We start from the raw sequence: 19,975 nt of genomic DNA on the forward strand, positions 1-19,975 counted from the left end.
GCCGACAGTTCACGAATCGCGCGGCCGCCGGCTCTGGAAGCCCAATGAGCGCTGTGATCGCATGCCAACTGCATCCACACCGCAGCAGGACAAATCTGGAAACGACCGATGGAACCTCCAAAAGGGTACGCGCCGCGGATCTATTTTTTTCATTCACTTCTTGTTGGGCCGCTTGACGCGTGGCCGGCGCAGTTCGCCCACGCGGCCGCGCTCGGCTTCGATCATGCGCTGATCGGCAGTCTGTTCGAGCCGGGCCGGGCGAGTCATGGCCAGGTGGTCGGCAATCATGCGCGCCTGCATCCGGTGTTCGAAGCCGGGCAGTCCGCCACGGACGCTATCCGCACGCTCGCGGACGCCGCGCACCAGCATGGCCTGACATTGCTGGTGGATCTCGTGATCGACCGCGTGGCCGCCGACGGCGCGCTTTACGCCGAGCATCACGACTGGTTCCATCCACTCGAGACCGAAGAGGCGCGCCTCGATCCGCGCCACGTGCATCGCGAGGACAACGTCGCGTACGCCAACTTCAGCGATGCCGGCACGCGCGCCGCGCTCGTCTCATGGTGGACGCAGCAGTTGCTCGCGCTCGCCGATGCGGGTATCGGCGGCTTTCGCTTCGACTCGCCGCATCGCGTGCCCGCCGACGTGTGGCGGCAGTTGCGCGATGCGGTGCGCGCCGCGCATCCGGACGTGCGCTTTCTCGCCGGGACGCCCGGCCTCGCGCGCAGCGATCTTCCGGCGCTCGAAGGCGCCGGCTTCGACAGTGTGTTCTCGTCGCTGCGCTGGTGGGACTATCGCGAGAGCTGGATGGCCGACGAGTACGCGGCGCTCGCGCGCATCGGCGGACCCATTGCTTTTCCGGAAGCGCCTTACGGTACGCGGCTCGCCGCCGAACTGAGCGATCCGCACGATTCGGGCATCGTCGAACGGGCTTATCGGCGCGCGCTCTTCACGTCCGCGTCAATTGGCGCTGGCTGGATGATGCCGATGGGCTTCGAATACGGCGTAAGCGAACCGATGTCGCAAACGCGCGGCGACGCGTCGCAATTCGCGCTCGCTTGCCAGTCGAAACGATTCGACCTCTCGCAACAGATCTCGCGCGCGAACGAACTCGCACGCACTGCCGGCGCGCTGCACGCGACCGGCGAATTGCGTCCGTTGAGCGGACCGGGCGCGCCCGCCGCCGTGCTGCTGCGCGCGGATCGACCCGACGTGCGCGATGCCGGGGAAGCGGTCCTGATCGCGATCAATCCCGAACTCGGTGCGCCGGTTCGCGTGGACCCGGCGCGCTTTCTCGCCGGCGTGCCCGGCAATTTCACGCGCTTCATTCCGCTCGATGCACCGGGCCACCCGTCGCCCACGACATTGACGCCGTTCACGCTCGCGCCCGGCGCCGTGCGGCTCTTTCAGGCCGTGACGGAAAAACCGATCTGCCTCGCGCCGCCCATCGACAAGGCGAACAGCAAGCGCAGCGGCCGCAAGACCGTGCTCGAAGCACTCAACGCGCCGCGCGTGGCAATCGAAAGCGTGATGCCTTCCGTCGACAACGGCCGCTTCCCCGCGAAGCGCAGCGTCGGCGAGCGGGCCGAGATCAGCGCCGCGATTTTCGCCGAAGGCCACGACAAGATTGCCGCCGCGGTGCTGTGGCGCGCCGCCGACGAAAACACATGGCACGAAGTGCTGATGACTCCCGCGCAACCCGCGGGCCTCGACATCTGGAAGGCGCGCATTCCACTCGAACGCATGGGCCGTCATGAATTCACGGTGATTGCGTGGCGCGACGACTTCGCTTCGCTCGTCGAACATGTCGAGAAGAAATTGAAGGCGGGGCAAACGGTCGAAACCGAACTCGACGAAGCCGCGCATCTGTTCGCGCTCGTGCTCGCCGAAGTGGAAACGGCCGAAGGCGCGGACAGGCAACCGCTCGAACACATCGTCAAGGACTTCACGAAGGCCGACGACGAGACGAAGCTCAAGCTGCTGCTCGCTCCGGCCACCGCGAAGGCGATGACCGCCGCGCGGCATCGCCCGTTCCTGAGCCGCGATCCGGTGACCTACAAGATCGACGCCGAACGCACGGCCGCGCGCTTTGCAAGCTGGTACGAGATCTTCCCTCGTTCGATGAGCGACGACGAAGCGCGCCACGGCACCTTCGCCGATGTCACGAGGAAGCTGCCGCGCATTCGCGACATGGGCTTTGACGTTTTGTACTTTCCGCCGATTCATCCAATCGGCGTGACCAATCGCAAGGGCCGCAACAACACGCTGAACGCGCAGCCGGGCGACGTGGGCAGTCCGTATGCAATCGGCGCCGCGGAAGGCGGCCATACCGCCGTGCATCCGCAGCTCGGCACGCTCGACGACTTCAAGACGATGCTCGCGGCCGCGCACGCGCACGGCCTCGAAATCGCACTCGACTTCGCGATTCAGTGCTCGCCGGATCATCCGTGGCTGAAGGAGCATCCGACATGGTTCGCGTGGCGTCCCGACGGCACGCTGCGTTACGCGGAAAATCCGCCGAAGAAGTATCAGGACATCGTCAATCCTGACTTCTATGCACACGACGCTAAGCCCGACTTGTGGCTCGCGCTGCGCGACGTGATCCTGTTCTGGATCGAAGCGGGCGTGCATATTTTCCGCGTGGACAATCCGCACACGAAGCCGTTGCCGTTCTGGGAGTGGATGATCAACGACGTGCGTTCGCGCTATCCCGACACGATCTTCCTCGCCGAAGCATTCACGCGGCCGCGCATGATGAACCGGCTCGGCAAGATCGGCTTCTCGCAGTCGTACACGTACTTCACGTGGCGCGAGTCGAAGCGCGATTTCATCGAGTACCTGACGGAGCTCACGCAAACCGGCGCGCGCGATTTCTATCGGCCGAACTTCTTTGTGAATACGCCGGACATCAACCCGCGTCATCTGCAATCGCAGGGACGCACCGGCTTTCTGATTCGCGCGGCGCTCGCGTCGACACTTGCCGGATTGTGGGGCGTGTATAGCGGCTTCGAACTGTGCGAGGCGGCGGCGTTGCCGAACAGCGAGGAATACCTCGACTCCGAGAAGTACCAGTTGCGCGCGTGGGACTGGAACCGGCCCGGCAACATCATGGCCGAGATCACCACGCTGAACCGCATTCGCCGCGCGAATCCCGCGCTGCAAACGCATCTCGGTCTCACGTTCCTGCCCGCGCACAACGACAACATTCTGGTCTTCGAAAAGGCGACCGAAGCGCGCGATAACGTGATCCTGGTCGCGATCAATCTCGACCCGTTCAACGAACAGGGCGCGGACATCGAGCTGTCGTGGGACACCTTCCAGAAATGGAATCTGCATGACCACGGCCCGCTCGAAGTGACCGACCAGATGACGGGTGCCCGTTTCGAATGGCATGGCCGCTGGCAGCATGTGCGGCTCGGCACGGGTCAGCCTTTTTCGATCTGGCGCATCGCGCCGCTCGGCGGCCTGCCCGCCGAACGTCCCGATGAAGCCGACAGCGATTCGAGCAGTGCCCCGCCTGGCGCCTTTCACGCAGACGCCGGCAACCCTACCCCGACGGAAGGTGCGATATGAAGCGTGACGATCCCTCTCAGGCCGCGTCGCAAGCCCATGCGAGCACGGCGACCGCCAGCGCAACCAACGCGCGCACGCGTCGCCGCGGCAAGCCGGCAGCGCTCAGCGACGATCCGCTCTGGTACAAGGACGCGATCATTTATCAGGTGCACATCAAGTCGTTCTTCGATGCGAATAACGACGGCGTCGGCGATTTTCCCGGCCTGATCGCGAAGCTCGACTACATCGCCGAACTCGGTGTGAATGCGATCTGGCTGCTGCCGTTCTATCCGTCGCCGCGCCGCGACGACGGCTACGACATCGCCGATTACCGCAACGTGCATCCGGATTACGGCCAGCTCTCCGACGTCAAGCGCTTCATTCAGGAAGCGCACGCGCGCGGCATCCGCGTGATTACCGAACTGGTAATTAACCACACGTCGGACCAGCACCCGTGGTTTCAGCGCGCGCGCCGCGCGAAGCCAGGCTCGAATCATCGCAACTTCTATGTGTGGTCCGATACCGATCAGAAGTATCAGGAAACGCGCATTATCTTTATCGACTCCGAGCCTTCGAACTGGACACACGATCCGGTCGCGGGCGCGTACTACTGGCATCGCTTTTACTCGCATCAGCCCGATCTGAACTTCGACAATCCCGCGGTGCTGCGCGAGGTGTTGCAGATCATGCGCTTCTGGCTCGATATGGGCATCGACGGGCTGCGTCTGGACGCGGTGCCGTATCTCGTCGAACGCGAAGGCACGAACAACGAGAACCTGCCCGAAACGCACGAAGTGCTGAAGAAGATTCGCGCGACCATCGACGCCGAGTATCCGAACCGCATGCTGCTTGCCGAAGCCAACCAGTGGCCGGAAGACGTGAAGGAATATTTCGGCGACGAAGACGAATGCCACATGGCCTTCCACTTCCCGCTGATGCCGCGCATCTACATGTCGATTGCGAGCGAGGACCGCTTTCCGATCACCGACATCATGCGGCAAACGCCGGACCTCGCGCCGTCGAATCAATGGGCGATTTTCCTGCGCAATCACGACGAGCTCACGCTCGAAATGGTCACGGATTCCGAGCGCGACTACTTGTGGAACACCTACGCAAGCGATCGCCGCGCGCGCCTGAATCTCGGCATTCGCCGCCGTCTCGCGCCGCTGATGGAGCGCGACCGCCGCCGCATCGAGCTGATCAATTCGCTGCTGCTGTCGATGCCCGGCACGCCCGTGATCTATTACGGCGACGAGCTCGGCATGGGCGACAACATTCACCTCGGCGATCGCGACGGCGTGCGCACGCCGATGCAATGGTCGTCGGATCGCAACGGCGGTTTCTCGCGCGCCGATCCCGAGCAACTCGTGCTGCCGCCGGTGATGGGCTCGCTCTACGGCTTTGACGCGGTGAACGTCGAAGCGCAAAGCCGCGATCCGCATTCGCTGCTCAACTGGACGCGGCGCATGCTCGCCACGCGTCGCGCGAAACAGACGTTCGGGCGCGGCACGATCCGTTTCCTGAAGCCGGAGAACCGCAAGATTCTCGCGTATCTGCGCGAATTGCCCGGCGAGCCGCCGATTCTTTGCGTCGCGAATCTGTCGCGTGCGCCGCAAGCGGTGGAACTCGATCTGTCGGAATTCAACGGCGCGGTGCCGATTGAAATGACCGCCGATTCCGTGTTCCCCGCGATCGGCCAATTGACTTATCTGCTGACCTTCCCGCCGTATGGCTTCCTGTGGTTCCTGCTGTGTGAAGGCGGTCAGCGTCCGACGTGGGCGCAGGCGCATCCCGAGCCGTTGCCGGAATTCGTGACCATCGTGATCCGCGAAGGCCAGGCCGGCCCGACGCCTGAAAACGTGCGGCTGCTCGAATCGGAAGTGCTGCCTTCGTGGTTGAGCCGGCGCCGCTGGTTTGCATCGAAGGATCAAAAGATGCATGCGGTGCGGCTCGCCGCGTTGACCACGATCCCGAACGGCGGCTTCGCGTTCACCGAAATCGAAGCGGACGTCGGCAAGCACACGGAACGCTACGTGGTGCCGATCGCGATCACGTGGGGCGGCGAGACGACGACGCCGCTCTTTCTGCAGCTTGCGTTGGCGCGCGTACGGCGCGGCCGCAACGTCGGGCATCTCACCGACGCGTTCGCGCTGCCGATCTTCGCGCACGGCGTGCTGCGCAAATTGCGCGAACGCGCGGTCGTGCCGACCGTGCAAAAGAGCGAGATCAGGTTCATTCCAACCGACCGTTTCGCGGAACTCGACAATCTCGGCGAACGCCCCGAAATCCGCTGGCTTGCGGCCGAGCAAAGCAACAGCTCGCTGATCATTGCCGATGCCGCGGTGCTCAAGCTCGTGCGGCGTCTCGTGAGCGGCATTCATCCGGAAGCGGAAATCAGCCGCTATCTGACGCAGCTCGGCTACGCGAACACGGCGCCGCTCTTTGGCGAAGTCGTGCGCGTCGACCCCGAGGGCGTGCCGCATACGCTCGCGATCGTGCAAGGCTTCGTCGACAACCAGGGCGATGCGTGGAACTGGTCGCTCGATTATCTGCGCCGCTCCGTCGACGAACTCGCGATCACGATCGATACGGAAGCCTCGTCGGCGCCCGATCGCGGCAACGAGGCGATTCTGCTCGAAGGCTACGCGGCGTTGGCCGGCATCATCGGCAGACGGCTTGGCGAGTTGCACGTCGCGCTCGCTTCGCCGACCGACGACCCCGCGTTCGCCCCCGAACCGACGAGCGCCGAGCAGGTCAAGGCGTGGGTCGACGGCACGCAGTCGATGCTCGCAAGCGCGCTCGATCTGCTCGCGCCGCGCATCGACCAGTTGCTCGATGCCGACACGAAGGCGCTCGCGCAAAGTCTGATCGACCGGCGCGCGGCGCTCGTCGAAGCTGTCGACAAGCTCATCGCGCCGGACACGCAGGCGCTGCGCATTCGCATTCACGGCGACTTCCATCTGGGCCAGGTGCTGGTCGCGCAGGGCGACGCGTATCTGATCGACTTCGAAGGCGAGCCCGCGCGTTCGCTCGAAGAGCGTCGGCAGAAGTCGAGCCCGCTGCGCGATGTGGCCGGCCTGATGCGTTCGCTGTCGTATGCGAGCGCCGCGGCGCAGTCCACGACGGAAGCCGCGCCGCAACAGACCGCGGACCGCAAGCGCGCGCTGTTCGACCGTTTCCGCGCGGAAGCCACCAACGTCTTCCTGAAGGAATACCGCGCGGCCACCGCCGAAGCGCCGACGCCGCTCGTCGCGCCCGAGGCGGAGCAGGCGCTCCTCGATCTGTTCCTGATCGAGAAGGCCGCGTATGAAATCCGCTACGAAGCGGCCAACCGTCCGACGTGGCTCAGCTTGCCGGTGCGAGGCCTTGCGGCGCTCGCGAGCCGGCTGCTCGGCGACACCGGCGCGCCGCACGATTCTTCAACCCAGGCGCCAGACGCCGCCACACCGCCTCATCCGGCCGAGGGCGATCATGAGTGAACACGATCCGGCCGCAGGCCTCCAGCCGCTCGACATCGACGCGCTCGTCGAGGCGCGCCATCCCGATCCTTTCTCGCAACTCGGGCCGCATCACACTGATGGCGGTCCCGTGGTGCGCGCGCTGTTGCCGAATGCCTCGCACGTCAGCGTGATTTCGCGCGCCGACGGCGCGCTGCTCGGCGAACTTCAGCAGTTGCGTCCGGGCTTATTCGCGGGCCGCGTGAGTTCTGCGGCGCCGTATCGGTTGCGCATCGACTGGCATGGCGTCGTGCAGGAAATCGAGGATACCTACTCGTACGGCCCCGTTCTCGGCGACGAACCGCTCGGCCGTCTCGCGGGCGGCGATCCGTATGCGGTGCTCGAATGCCTCGGCTCGCGTCCGATGGAAATCGACGGCGTGCCCGGCGTGCGCTTCGCCGTATGGGCGCCGAATGCGCGGCGCGTCTCCGTGGTCGGCGACTTCAATGCGTGGGACGGCCGTCGTCATCCGATGCGTCTGCGTCATCAGGCGGGCGTGTGGGAACTGTTCGTGCCGCGCGTCGGGCCGGGCACGCGCTACAAATACGAGTTGCTCTCGCGCGATGGTCATCCGCTGCCGTTGAAGGCCGACCCTTGCGCGATGCAAAGCGAGAAGCCGCCGGGCACGGCGTCGGTGGTCGCGCATGTCGACGAGATCGAGCAGTTTCCGTGGACCGATCACGAGTGGATTCAGTCGCGCGGCGCGAAGCAGACGCCGCGTTCGCCGATCTCGATCTACGAGGTGCATGCGGAGTCGTGGCTGCGCGTCGCCGAAGAAGGTCAGCGCGGTCTCAATTGGGAAGAGCTCGCCGAGCGCCTGATTCCGTATGTGAAGACCATGGGCTTCACGCACGTCGAATTTCTGCCGGTCGCGGAGCATCCGTTCGGCGGATCGTGGGGCTATCAGCCGCTCGGACAGTTCGCGCCGTCCGCGCGCTTCGGCAAGCCGGAGCAGTTCGCCGCGTTCGTCAACAAGGCGCACGAAGCCGGGCTCGGCGTGATTCTCGACTGGGTGCCCGCGCACTTTCCAAACGACGCGCACGGTCTCATCGAGTTCGACGGCACGCCGCTTTACGAGCATGCCGATCCGCGCGAAGGCTACCACCAGGACTGGAACACGATGATCTACAACCTCGGCCGCAACGAGGTGAGCGCGTTCCTCGTCGCCTCCGGTCTCGCGTGGCTGAAGCGCTATCACGTCGACGGCCTGCGCGTGGATGCGGTCGCGTCGATGCTGTACCGCGATTACTCGCGCGCCGCCGGCGAGTGGGTGCCGAACATCTATGGCGGACGCGAGAATCTCGAGTCGATTGCGTTCCTCAAGCGTTTGAATCATGAAGTCGGTTATGTGCCGGGCGTGCCTGGCGCGATCACCATCGCCGAGGAATCGACGGCATGGCCGGGCGTGACGGCGCGCGTCGAAGACGGCGGCCTCGGCTTCCATTTCAAGTGGAACATGGGCTGGATGCACGACACGCTGCACTACATGCACGAAGATCCGGTGTATCGCCAATACCATCACCACAACATGACGTTCGGCATGGTGTACGCGTATTCGGAGCGCTTCGTGCTGCCGCTTTCTCACGACGAAGTAGTGCACGGCAAAGGCTCGCTGCTCGGCAAGATGCCAGGCGATACATGGCAGAAGTTCGCCAATCTGCGCGCGTATTTCGGCTTCATGTGGACGCATCCGGGCAAGAAGCTGCTGTTCATGGGCGGCGAATTCGGGCAGATCGCCGAGTTCAATCACGATGCGTCGCCGCACTGGCATCTGCTCGACGACGCGCATCATCACGGCGTGCAATTGCTGGTGCGCGACCTGAATCGCCTGTATCACGACGAGCCGGCGCTGCATCTGCTCGACAGCGAGCCAGGCGGCTTTGGCTGGCTGATCGGCGACGACAGCGCCAACAGCGTGTTCGCGTATCGACGCACCGACGGCGCGGGCCGCGAGCTCGTCGTGGCCTGCAACATGACGCCGGTGCCGCGCGTCGGCTATCGCATCGGCCTGCCGCGCGAAGGGCGCTGGTCGGAAGTGTTGAACACGGATGCGGGCGTGTACGGCGGCTCGAACATGGGCAACGGCGGCGTGATTCACACCGAGGCGATCTCGAGCCACGGCTGGCCGCATTCGGCTTCACTGACCTTGCCGCCGCTGGCGACGATCGTGCTGCGCGCCGATTGAGCGGCACTGACCGCGGAATCCGGCAGCGCCGCCCGATTCCGCCCGAGTCCGCAGAAGGCGAGCGCGCGGCCTGTGCGATGACAGGCCGCGCGCTCGTCGCATGAAGCACCGCGCTCGCGCTCCATCGAATCAGAACAAGGAAGGGGAACCATGTCGCATGCAATGCCCGACCGGCTTCTGCCCGGCTCGCCGTATCCGCTCGGCGCGAGTTGGGACGGTCTAGGTGTCAACTTCGCGGTGTTCTCGGCGAACGCGCAGAAAATCGAACTGTGTCTGTTCGATCCCACGGGCCGCAAGGAAATCCGACGCTACCCGATGCCCGAATGCACCGATGAGGTCTGGCACGGCTATCTGCCGAACGCGCATCCCGGCACCGCATACGGCTTTCGCGCGCATGGGCCGTATCAGCCACAACACGGGCATCGCTTCAATCCGCACAAGCTGCTGCTCGATCCGTACGCGCGCAAACTGGTCGGACAGTTCCGCTGGTCGGACGCGCTGTTCGGCTATCGCGTGCATTCGAATCGCGCGGATCTTTCCATCGACCGGCGCGACTCCGCGCCTGCCATGCCGAAATGCGTGGTGATCGACGAAGCGTTCGACTGGTCGCACGACAAGCGCCCGAATGTGCCCTGGGGCGAAACCGTCATCTATGAAACGCATGTGCGCGGCGCGTCGATGCTGCGCGCCGATCTGCGTCAGCATGAGCGCGGTACGTTTGCCGCGCTGTCGTCGCCGGAATTTATCGAGCATCTGCTGAAGCTCGGCGTGACTGCCGTCGAGCTGCTGCCCGTTCATGCGTTTCTGAACGACCGCTTTCTCGTCGAGCGCGGCCTGCGCAATTACTGGGGCTACAACACGGCGGCGTTTTTTGCGCCCGAGCCGTCGTATCTGAGCACGCATCGGCTCGACGAAATGCGCATTGCCGTGCGCCAGTTGCACGCGGCCGGCATCGAAGTGTTTCTCGACGTGGTCTACAACCACACGTGCGAAGGCAACGAAATGGGCCCGACCGTTTCGTGGCGCGGTCTCGACAATGCGAGCTACTACCGCCTCATTCCCGGCGACGAGCGGCATCACATCAACGACACGGGCTGCGGCAACACGGTCAATCTGCTGCATCCGCGCGTGCTGCAGATGGTGATGGATTCGCTGCGTTACTGGTCGACCGCGTTCAACATCGACGGCTTCCGTTTCGATCTCGGCGTGACGCTCGGGCGCGAGCCGCATGGTTTCGATCCGGGCTCCGGTTTCTTCGACGCGTTGCGCCAGGACCCGGTCCTCTCGCAACGCAAGCTGATTTCCGAACCGTGGGACATCGGTCCGGGCGGTTATCAGCTTGGCAACCATCCGCCGGGTTTCGGCGAATGGAACGACCGTTTCCGCGATACGGTGCGCCGCTTCTGGCGCGGCGACGCGGGCCTGCGCCAGGACCTGGCCGCGCGCCTGACGGGTTCCGCCGATCTCTTCAACCGCCGCTTTCGCAAGCCGTGGGCGTCGATCAATTTCGTCGCGTCGCATGATGGTTTTACGCTCGCCGACATGACCGCGTACGAGGACAAGCACAACGAGGCGAATCGCGAAGACAACCGCGACGGTCATAACGAAAATTGCAGCAGCAACTGGGGCGTCGAAGGACCGACCGACGACCCCGCGATTCTCGAGACACGCAAACGCGTGGCGCGCTCGATGATGGCGACGCTGTTCGTCGCGCTCGGCACGCCGATGATGCTTGCCGGCGACGAATCGTTGCGCACGCAGAACGGCAACAACAATGCGTACTGCCAGGATAACGAAATATCGTGGATCGACTGGGAACGCGCCGATTCGCCGGACGGACGCCAGATGACCGATTTCGTCGCGCGTGTGGTGGCGCTGCGCAAGCAGCATCCGCTGTTGCGCGAAACGCGTTTTCTGTTCGGCGACCGCGAAGTGCTGCCGGGTCTTTTCGACATCGGCTGGTTCGACGAAAACGGCGAGCCGCTGACGATCGAAGCATGGGAAGACCCGGAAGGCCGCGCGTTCACCTTGCGGCGCGCGGGCCCAGGTCTGAACGGCGAAACAGAAGTATTGTTGATGATGCTCAACGCGAGCGCGGAAACTCTGCGTTTTACACCGCCTCCGCCGCACCTGGAATGGCACGTGCTGTTAGACACTGCGGATACGCAAGGCGCCCCGCACCGGCTCGCCGCAATGGACCTGGAAGTGGCCGCTCGCGGGCTCGTGATACTCGCCGCGCACCCGGTCGGCGAAGCCGACTGGCAAGCGGGCTGGAAAGCCGGCGCGCAGCACGGGCAGCGGCTATTGACGGCGTTGCCGCCGCGTCCGGGCGAGCATCCGTTTGCGAACGATGCGTGAGCAATCCGACAGCAAAACCGAATGGTGAAGAGTCATGTCCGAACATCCAATTGATCCTCACGCGCATCATTACGCGCATTGCCTGCCGTTCGGCGCGCAATTGCTCGGGCCGAAGGGCGCGAATCCGCGCACGCGTTTTCGTTTCTGGGCGCCTTCGTGCAAAAGCGTGCAGGTCGAAATCGAGAACGGCGCCGCGCAAGGCGCGCATGAAATGACGCCGGCCGGCAACGGCTGGTTCGAGGCGAGCGTCGAGAGCGGCGCGGGCACGCTGTACCGCTTTCGTCTCGACGACGGCAATGCGGTGCCCGATCCGGCGTCGCGCTTTCAGCCGCAAGACGTGCATGGTCCGAGCGAAGTCATCGACCCGCGCGCCTATCGCTGGGAACATTGCGACTGGCATGGCAGGCCGTGGGAAGAAACCGTGTTGTACGAACTGCACGTCGGTGCGATGGGCGGCTATCAGGGCGTGCAAAAACGCTTGCCCGCGCTCGCGGCGCTCGGCGTGACGGCGATCGAACTGATGCCCTTGAACGACTTTCCGGGCAAGCACAATTGGGGCTATGACGGCGTGCTGCCCTACGCGCCTGATTCCGCATACGGCCGCCCCGAGGAACTGAAGGCGCTGATCGACGCCGCGCACGGTCTCGGCCTGATGGTGTTTCTCGATGTGGTCTACAACCATTTCGGCCCTGACGGCAACTATCTGCACGAATACGCGCGCTCGTTTTTCCGCGAAGGCACGCATACGCCGTGGGGCCCGGCCATCGACTTCGAGCGCAGTGAAGTCAGCGACTTTTTCATGGACAACGCCGTCTACTGGATCAACGAATACCGGATTGACGGCCTGCGTTTCGACGCGGTTCACGCGATCGACAATCACCGCTGGCTGCGCGAGCTGTCCGATCATATTCGCGCCCATGTGCAGCATGGCCGCCATGTGCATCTGGTGCTGGAAAACGAGCACAACAGTGCAAGCCTGTTGGAGAACCACTTCAACGCGCAATGGAACGACGACGCGCACAACACGCTGCATGTGCTGCTGACCGGTGAGACCGAAGGCTATTACCACGCGTACGAGGATCAGCCGACCCGCCGTCTTGCTCGCGTGCTCTCCGAGGGCTTCGCGTATCAGGGCGATCCGTCGCCGCTGCACGACGGCGCGCCGCGCGGCGAATCGAGCGGGCATTTGCCGCCCACGTCGTTCGTGATGTTTTTGCAGAATCACGATCAGATCGGCAATCGCGCATTCGGCGAGCGTCTGCGCAAGCTCACGTCGGATGACGCATTGCGCGCGGCCACCGGCTTGCTGCTGCTGTCGCCGCAAATTCCGCTGCTCTTCATGGACGAGGAATACGGCTCGACGCAGCCGTTTCTGTTCTTCACCGATTACACCGGCGATCTCGCCGACGCCGTGCGCGAAGGACGTCGCCGCGAGTTCGCGCGTTTCTCGTCGTTCAGCGACGAAAAGCGTCGCGCGCAGATTCCCGATCCGAACGACGTGAAGACGTTTGCCGCATCGTCGCCGCCCGAGCCCTTGACCGCCTCGTCTTCTACTGCGCAGGATGACGAAGCAAAAGACCGCCTCGACTGGATGCACTTCTACAAATCCGCGCTGACGGTACGCGCAAAACTGATCACGCCGCGTCTGAAGCACGGCAAGGCGCTCAACGCAACGGTGCTTGTGGATGAAAACGGCACGGACGCGAATGCGCTAATAGCACGCTGGAAACTCGGTGATGGCGAGACGCTGTCGCTCGCGCTCAATCTGTCGAAGCAAAGCGTGCCGTTTAACGATGTGCCTGCCGGCAAGGTCATTTTCGAAACGCCGCCGCGCGTGCGCGAGCAGATCGACGCGAACGTGCTGCCGCCGAATGCGTTCGTCGCGTGGCTGACCGGCGACATCAACGACTATGCGATCGGTCATGATGCTCGCATAGTCGGGAAAGAGGAGCGCCGCTCGTGAGTACCCGACGCTCTGGCGATACGATCGACACGCTCGCGGCGCGCGCCGGCTTCGAGGTGGAGTGGGAAGACGCGCATCACAAGGTGCATCGCGTGCCCGAGAAGACGCTCGCGGTTCTGCTCGAGCGCATGGGCTTGCCGTGCGGCAACGCGACGCAGATCCGGCAAAGCGCGGCCGCACTCGACGCCGAATTGTCGGGCCGCAAACTGCCGCCGCTGATGACCGCCGAAGTCGGGCGCGGCATTGCGTTGCCCGCGACCGCGCTCAAGTCGGGCAGCCATTACCGCATCGAACTGGAAAGCGGCTCCATCATCGACGGACGCTTTACCGCGCCCAAAGGCGAAGAGGCGTTGCTCGCGCCCATCGACGAACCCGGCTATCACACGCTCGTCATTCACGAACAGCGCGTGACGCTCGCGATCGCGCCGTCGCGCTGCTATACCGTCGCCGACGCATGGCGCACGTTGCGTGACGACGAGCGCGCCGAGGCGCCGCCGCTATGGGGCGTGGCCGCGCAGTTGTATGGCTTGCGCCGCGTGGGCGACGGCGGCATCGGCGATTATTCGGCGCTCGCCCGCATTGCGACGGAGAGCGCAAAACGCGGCGCGCATGCGCTCGCCGTGAGCCCGACGCACGCGATGTTCAGCGCGGAGCCCAATCGCTTCAGTCCGTATTCGCCGTCGTCGCGTTTGTGGTTGAACGTCACGCATATCGATCCGGCAGCGGTGTTCGGCGCGGATGCTGCGCGCGCCGCGATGGAATCCGCACAAGCCGCGGACGCGTGGACCGGACTCGAAGGCTTGCCGCTGATCGACTGGCCGAAGGCGGTCGTGCTGAAGCTGAAGGTGTTGCGCGCGTTGTTCGAGAATTTCTGCGCGCATGAGCGGGCCCACGACGGCGCGCCCGATACGCCGCGCGCGCTCGAATTTCACGGCTTTTGCGAACGCGCGGGACGAGCGCTCGAAGATCATGCGCGCTTCGAAGCACTGCAGGCCGCGCAACTCGCGCAAGGCGGCAACGGTCATTGGCGCGACTGGCCGGAAGCATTGCGCGATCCGCGCAGCCCGGAAGTGGATGCGTTCGCGCAAGCGCATCGCCATGAAGTCGACTTTCATCTCTTTCTGCAATGGCTTGCCGCGAAAGGTCTGTCGCACGCGCAACACGCGGCGCGTGAAGCGGGCATGGCGGTCGGTGTGATCGCCGATCTCGCCGTGGGATGCGACAGCGCGGGCAGCCATGCATGGTCCTACCGCGACGACATGCTGCAAGGCGTGTCCGTCGGCGCGCCGCCCGACCTCTTCAATCAGGCGGGACAAAGCTGGGGCCTCACCACGTTCTCGCCGCGTGCGATGCGCACGCAAGGCTTCTCCGCGTTCATCGACATGCTGCGCGCCGCCTTTGCACACGCTGGCGGAATTCGCATCGATCATATTCTCGGCTTGCGGCGTCTATGGCTCGTGCCGGAAGGCGAGAGCGCGCGCAACGGCGCGTATCTGCGCTATCCGCTCGAAGACCAGTTGCGTCTGATCGCGCTCGAATCGTGGCGGCATCGCGCGATTGTGATCGGCGAAGATCTCGGCACCGTGCCGCCCGGCTTTCGCGAGCGGCTCAACGAGCATGGCATTGCCGGCATCCGCGTGCTGTGGTTCGAACGCGGCGAAGACGGCACAGGCTTCAAGCCGCCGCAGGCGTGGGACCGCAATGCGGTCGGCACGACGACCACGCACGATCTGCCGACCGTCGCCGGCTGGTGGGCCGGCAGCGACATTAGCTGGCGCAACAAGATCGGCCAGACGATGGCGCGCCCCGATGGCCGCGATCCCGAAGAAGCCGCGCAGGAAGAGCGCGCGAGCGACCGCGCCGACCTGTGGCGCGCGTTCCAGGAAGCCGGCGTGGCCGCGCCGGATGTCGACGCGCCGCCGCTCGAGAGTCCGCCCGTCGACGAAGCCCTCGCCTTTGTCGCGGCAACGCCTGGCCCGCTCGTCACGTTTCCGCTCGAAGACCTGCTCGCGCAGAGCGAGCAGCCGAACTTGCCGGGCTCGATCGACGAGCATCCGAACTGGCGCCGCCGCATGAATCTGCCCATCGACGAAATGTTTCTCGACGACGCCTTTTGCGACCGGCTGCTCGCAGTCGACCGGGCGCGCAGCGCCGCAACCGTTTCCACTCCTTCAGCCAATACCGCTTCGGAGCCTGATACGCCATGACCGTCCCACGCTCCACGCTTCGCCTCCAGTTTCATCGGGGCTTCACTTTCGACGATGCCGCGAAGCACGTCGAGTATTTCGCCGCGCTCGGCATCAGCCATGTGTACGCGTCGCCGATCACCACGGCCGAGCCCGGTTCGATGCACGGCTACGACACCGTCGATTACACGCATGTGAGCGCCGAATGCGGCGGCGAGGCGGGCCTGAAGCGCCTCGTCGAAAAATTGCACGCGCACGGCATGGGGCTGATCGTCGACATGGTGCCGAATCATATGGGCGTCGGCGGCTCGAGCAATGTGTGGTGGCTCGATATTCTCGAATGGGGCCGTCACAGCACGTACGCGCGTCACTTCGATGTGGACTGGCATTCGCCCGATCCGGCGTTGCGCGGCAAGGTGCTGCTGCCGACGCTCGGCGCGCCGTATGGCGACGAACTGGCGTCGGGCCGCATCGCGCTGCACTTCGCCGCGGACAGCGGGCGCTTTTATGTCGGCTACGGACCGCACGTGTTTCCGGTGTGTCCGGTCGATTACCCGTCGATCCTGCAAAGCGCCGACCGCGCCGATCTCAGCGCGCTCGCCGAGCGCTTCCAGGGACTGACGACGCAGCCCACCGATCAGCCGCGCGCCGCCGAAGGCCGCGAGATGTTGCGCGAGTTCGTTGCGCTAAACGGCGAGTCGGCGATTCAGTTCGCGCTGCAAACCTATTCGCCCGAAGATCCGCTGACGCGCGACCGCCTGCATCGGCTGCTCGAACGCCAGCATTTCCGCCTCGCGTGGTGGCGCACCGCCGCCGACGAAGTCAACTGGCGGCGCTTCTTCGACATCTCGACGCTCGCCGCCGTGCGCGCCGAACGGCCCGAGGTCTTCGAAGCGACGCATGCGCTGGTTTTTCGTCTGTATCAGGAAGGCGTGATCGACGGTCTGCGGATCGATCATGTCGACGGCCTCGCCGAGCCGCGCGAGTACTGTCAGCGGCTGCGGCAACGTCTGACGGAATTGCGCGATACGACGCCGTATGTGGTCGTCGAAAAGATTCTGGCGCGCGGCGAACCGCTGCGCGACGACTGGCCGGTGGACGGCACGACCGGCTATGACTTCATGAACGACGTGGGCGCGCTTCTGCACGACCCGGCAGGTGCAGAGCCGCTTGCCGACGCGTGGGCCGAACTCACGGGCCGCAGCCCGAATTTCGCGGATGAAGCATTGGCCGCGCGGCGCAAGATCGTCGCGGAGAATCTGTCGGCGGAACTCGACCGCGCGGCGCGCGCGCTGCATCGCATTGCGCGCGACTCGTTGGCCACACGCGATTACACGTTCACCAGCCTGCGCCGCGTGTTGACCGAACTGGTCGTGCATTTTCCCGTGTACCGCATCTATCCGCAAAGCGGCTTGCGCAGCGCCGCCGACAACGTGTTCTTCGAACAGGCGCTGGCGGGCGCGCGCGCGACGCTTTCGCGCGCCGATCATGGCGTGCTCGAACGTGTCGATGCGTGGCTCGGCGGCGGCGTCGACGACACGCAGAGCGCGCGCCACAGTCAGCCGCAGCAAGGCCAGAACGGCGCGCCGCCCAATCACGCCGGCTCCGCGCGGCGCACCGCGCAAACGCTGTTCTCGCAGTTGACCGCGCCGGTTGCCGCGAAGGCCGTCGAGGACACGGCCTGCTATCGCTATGGCCGGCTGTTGTCGCGGTGTGAAGTCGGCGCCGATCCGGGCGAGTTTGCGTTGTCGGTTGAGCAGTTTCACGCGGGCAACGTCGAGCGCTCGCAGCGATTGCCTCACGCAATGCTGACCACCGCCACGCACGATCACAAGCGCGGTGAAGACGTGCGCGCGCGGCTCGCGGTGCTGAGCGAAATTCCGCACGAGTGGACGGCGACGTTGCGCGCATGGTCGACATTGAACGCGCCGCAGCGCCGCTCGCTCGACGGCAAGCCGGTCAGCAGCGTCGGCCAGGACACGAGCTACGACTGGGCGCCCGGTCCCGCCGCCGAGGCGATGCTGTATCAGACGCTGGTCGGTTGCTGGCCGCCCGACCTGCAGCCCGACGACCAGGCGGGCGTCAAGGCATTGGCCGAGCGCGTCGCGCAATGGCAGTTGAAGGCGCTGCGCGAGGCGAAGCTGCAAACCAACTGGTTCACGCCCGACGAAGCCTACGAAGCCGGTTGCCGCGACTTCCTGTTCGACATTCTCGCGCCGCAGCGGCGCGACGGGTTCCTCCAGGAACTGGCGGCGTTTGTCGCACGCATCTCGCGCGCCGGCGCGCTCAACAGTCTGCAGCAGACCGTCTTGCGGCTTGCATCGCCTGGGATTCCCGATCTTTATCAAGGCACCGAGTTGTGGGACTTCAGCCTCGTCGATCCGGACAATCGCAGGCCAGTCGATTTCGACGCGCGCGCCGCGTTGCTCGCGCAAACGCCGCCGTCCGAATTTCTGTCGACGTGGCGCAACGGACGCGTGAAGCTCGCGGTCGTGCAGCGCGTGCTCGCGCTGCGCGCGCATTTGCCGGAGTTGCTGAGCCAGGGCACTTATCTGCCGCTGACCGTGCGCGGCGCGCATGCGTCGAATGTGATCGCGTTTGCGCGGCGGCATGGCAATGCGTGGGCGGTTGTCGTCGCGAGCCGGCTTGCGGCCGGGCTGCTCGGCGGCGAAGGCGATCTGCCGATGGTGGACCCGGAGAAGTGGCAGGACACCGCCGTCGAGATGCCCGCCGATCTGTCCGCGCGAGCGCTCTTCGACTGGCTGAGTCCGGCCGCGCCGAAGGTCGATGAGAACGGCTTGTTGTGTCTACGCGATGCGCTCGCGGCGATGCCGATTGCGGTGCTGGTCGAGGACGGTGTGCCGCGGAGTTGAGAGCGGGTTTAGTGCTTTCGCTAACCGCCTTCGTCGTCGAACACCTTGGGGTACACGCGCACGAGCACGATGCGCGGTCCCTTCATCTTTTTCACGACCACGTCGAAGCGGTCGAATTCGACGCGCTGCCCTTCGGTCGGCAAATCGTTGAGCGCCTGAATCACGAGGCCGCCAACGGATTCGGCCTTGCCTTCGTCGATGTCGATGCCCAGTGCGCGTTCGAGCGACACGACCGGCAAGCTGCCCTTCCCCATCAACGTGCCGTCGTCCATGCGCGACCAGTCGGCGTCGCCCTGGCGGAATTCGTCGTGAATCTGGCCGACTAGCGCGCCGAGCAGATTGTCGAGCGTGAGAAAACCAATGGGCTTCGAATTCTTGTGGCCTACCAGCGCGAAATGCGGCGCGCCCTTGCGGAACCGGCGAAACAGTTCGAGTGCCGGCATATCGGGCTTCACGTATTGAACGGGGCGCGCGTAGTGCGACAGATCGTCGAGCGTACTGCCGGCATGGCGCGCGAGCAGCAAGTCCTTCAGGTGGATCATGCCGGCCACGCGTTCGCCGGACGCATCCTCGAAAAGCGGGTAGCGGCTGAAGCGATGCCGCGCGACCACCTGCATGTTTTCGCGCAATGGCAGATCGACACGCAGGCCGATCATTTCGTAGGCCGGACGCATCAGGTCCGACACGGTCATGCGCGAAAAATCCAGCGAATGCGCGATGGTGTTCCACTCGTCCTGACTGTACGCGTCTTCCGGCGCGCCGCGCTCCGACGCGACATTGCGGCGGCTGCGCAGGATGAGCTTCAGTTCGTCGGTCGAATAATGCGAGTCGTGCGCATGCTCCGCGTGGAGGCCGGCGAGTTTGAGGACCGCGTTCGCGCTCGTGTTGAGCAGCCAGATCGCCGGATACATCGCCCAATAAAAACCGTACAGCGGCGTGGCGGCCCATAGCGAGACCTTTTCCGCTTCGCGAATTGCGAGCGACTTCGGCGCGAGTTCGCCGACCACGATATGCAGAAACGAAATGCACGAAAACGCGAAGAACAGCGAAATGCCGTGAATCAACTGCTCGGACTGCACACCGGCGATGCTGAAGAGCGGCGTCAGCAGTTCCGCGAACGCGGGCTCGCCGATCCAGCCAAGCCCGAGCGACGCGAGCGTAATGCCCAACTGACACGCGGACAGATACGCGTCGAGGCGGCCATGCACCTTGGCGAGCAGGCGCCCGCGCATGCCGTGGTGTTCGGCGAGACTGCGCACGCGCGTCTGCCGTAACTTGACCAGGCCGAATTCGGCGGCAACGAAGAAACCGTTGAGGGCGACGAGAAGCAATGCCCCGAGAAGGGCGACAACCTGGATCAA

At 64.8% G+C, this 19,975-nt stretch carries 8 protein-coding genes; 7 read left to right on the forward strand and 1 reads right to left on the reverse strand.

Features of this window, described 5'->3' with window-relative positions; genetic code table 11:
- Positions 1-108: 108 nt before the first annotated feature.
- The 7 genes from AB6809_RS27200 (at position 109) to treY (ending at position 18,614) form a co-directional block, all read left to right on the forward strand.
- Complete coding sequence (locus AB6809_RS27200) at positions 109-3,573, forward strand: maltotransferase domain-containing protein (RefSeq protein ID WP_081653094.1); 3,465 nt, start codon at positions 109-111, stop codon at positions 3,571-3,573.
- Positions 3,570-7,031, forward strand: coding sequence for a maltose alpha-D-glucosyltransferase (gene treS / locus AB6809_RS27205; protein WP_006047621.1), 3,462 nt, complete (start codon positions 3,570-3,572; stop codon positions 7,029-7,031). The genes AB6809_RS27200 and treS overlap by 4 nt, the downstream gene beginning before the upstream one ends.
- Positions 7,024-9,234: a 1,4-alpha-glucan branching protein GlgB gene (gene glgB, locus AB6809_RS27210; RefSeq protein ID WP_029971429.1), complete on the forward strand. Its 2,211-nt coding sequence runs from the start codon at positions 7,024-7,026 to the stop codon at positions 9,232-9,234. Before treS ends, glgB begins: the two co-directional genes overlap by 8 nt.
- Before the next feature lie 150 nt (positions 9,235-9,384).
- Complete coding sequence (gene glgX, locus AB6809_RS27215; RefSeq protein WP_006047618.1) at positions 9,385-11,592, forward strand: glycogen debranching protein GlgX; 2,208 nt, start codon at positions 9,385-9,387, stop codon at positions 11,590-11,592.
- A gap of 34 nt (positions 11,593-11,626) precedes the next feature.
- The gene (treZ, locus tag AB6809_RS27220) at positions 11,627-13,555 is read left to right on the forward strand and encodes a malto-oligosyltrehalose trehalohydrolase (RefSeq protein WP_029971427.1); all 1,929 of its coding nucleotides are present in this window, start codon (positions 11,627-11,629) and stop codon (positions 13,553-13,555) included.
- On the forward strand, positions 13,552-15,762 hold the full coding sequence (gene malQ / locus AB6809_RS27225; protein ID WP_371027539.1) for a 4-alpha-glucanotransferase: 2,211 nt from the start codon (positions 13,552-13,554) through the stop codon (positions 15,760-15,762). Before treZ ends, malQ begins: the two co-directional genes overlap by 4 nt.
- Complete coding sequence (treY, locus tag AB6809_RS27230; RefSeq protein WP_371027540.1) at positions 15,759-18,614, forward strand: malto-oligosyltrehalose synthase; 2,856 nt, start codon at positions 15,759-15,761, stop codon at positions 18,612-18,614. The genes malQ and treY overlap by 4 nt, the downstream gene beginning before the upstream one ends.
- 20 nt (positions 18,615-18,634) lie before the next feature.
- Here treY and AB6809_RS27235 read toward each other — a convergent pair whose 3' ends face one another.
- Positions 18,635-19,975, reverse strand: coding sequence for a hemolysin family protein (locus AB6809_RS27235; RefSeq protein ID WP_006047614.1), 1,341 nt, complete (start codon positions 19,973-19,975; stop codon positions 18,635-18,637).

It is taken from the genome of Paraburkholderia sp. RCC_158 (assembly GCF_041355255.1).
Taxonomy (GTDB): Bacteria; Pseudomonadota; Gammaproteobacteria; order Burkholderiales; family Burkholderiaceae; genus Paraburkholderia; species Paraburkholderia graminis.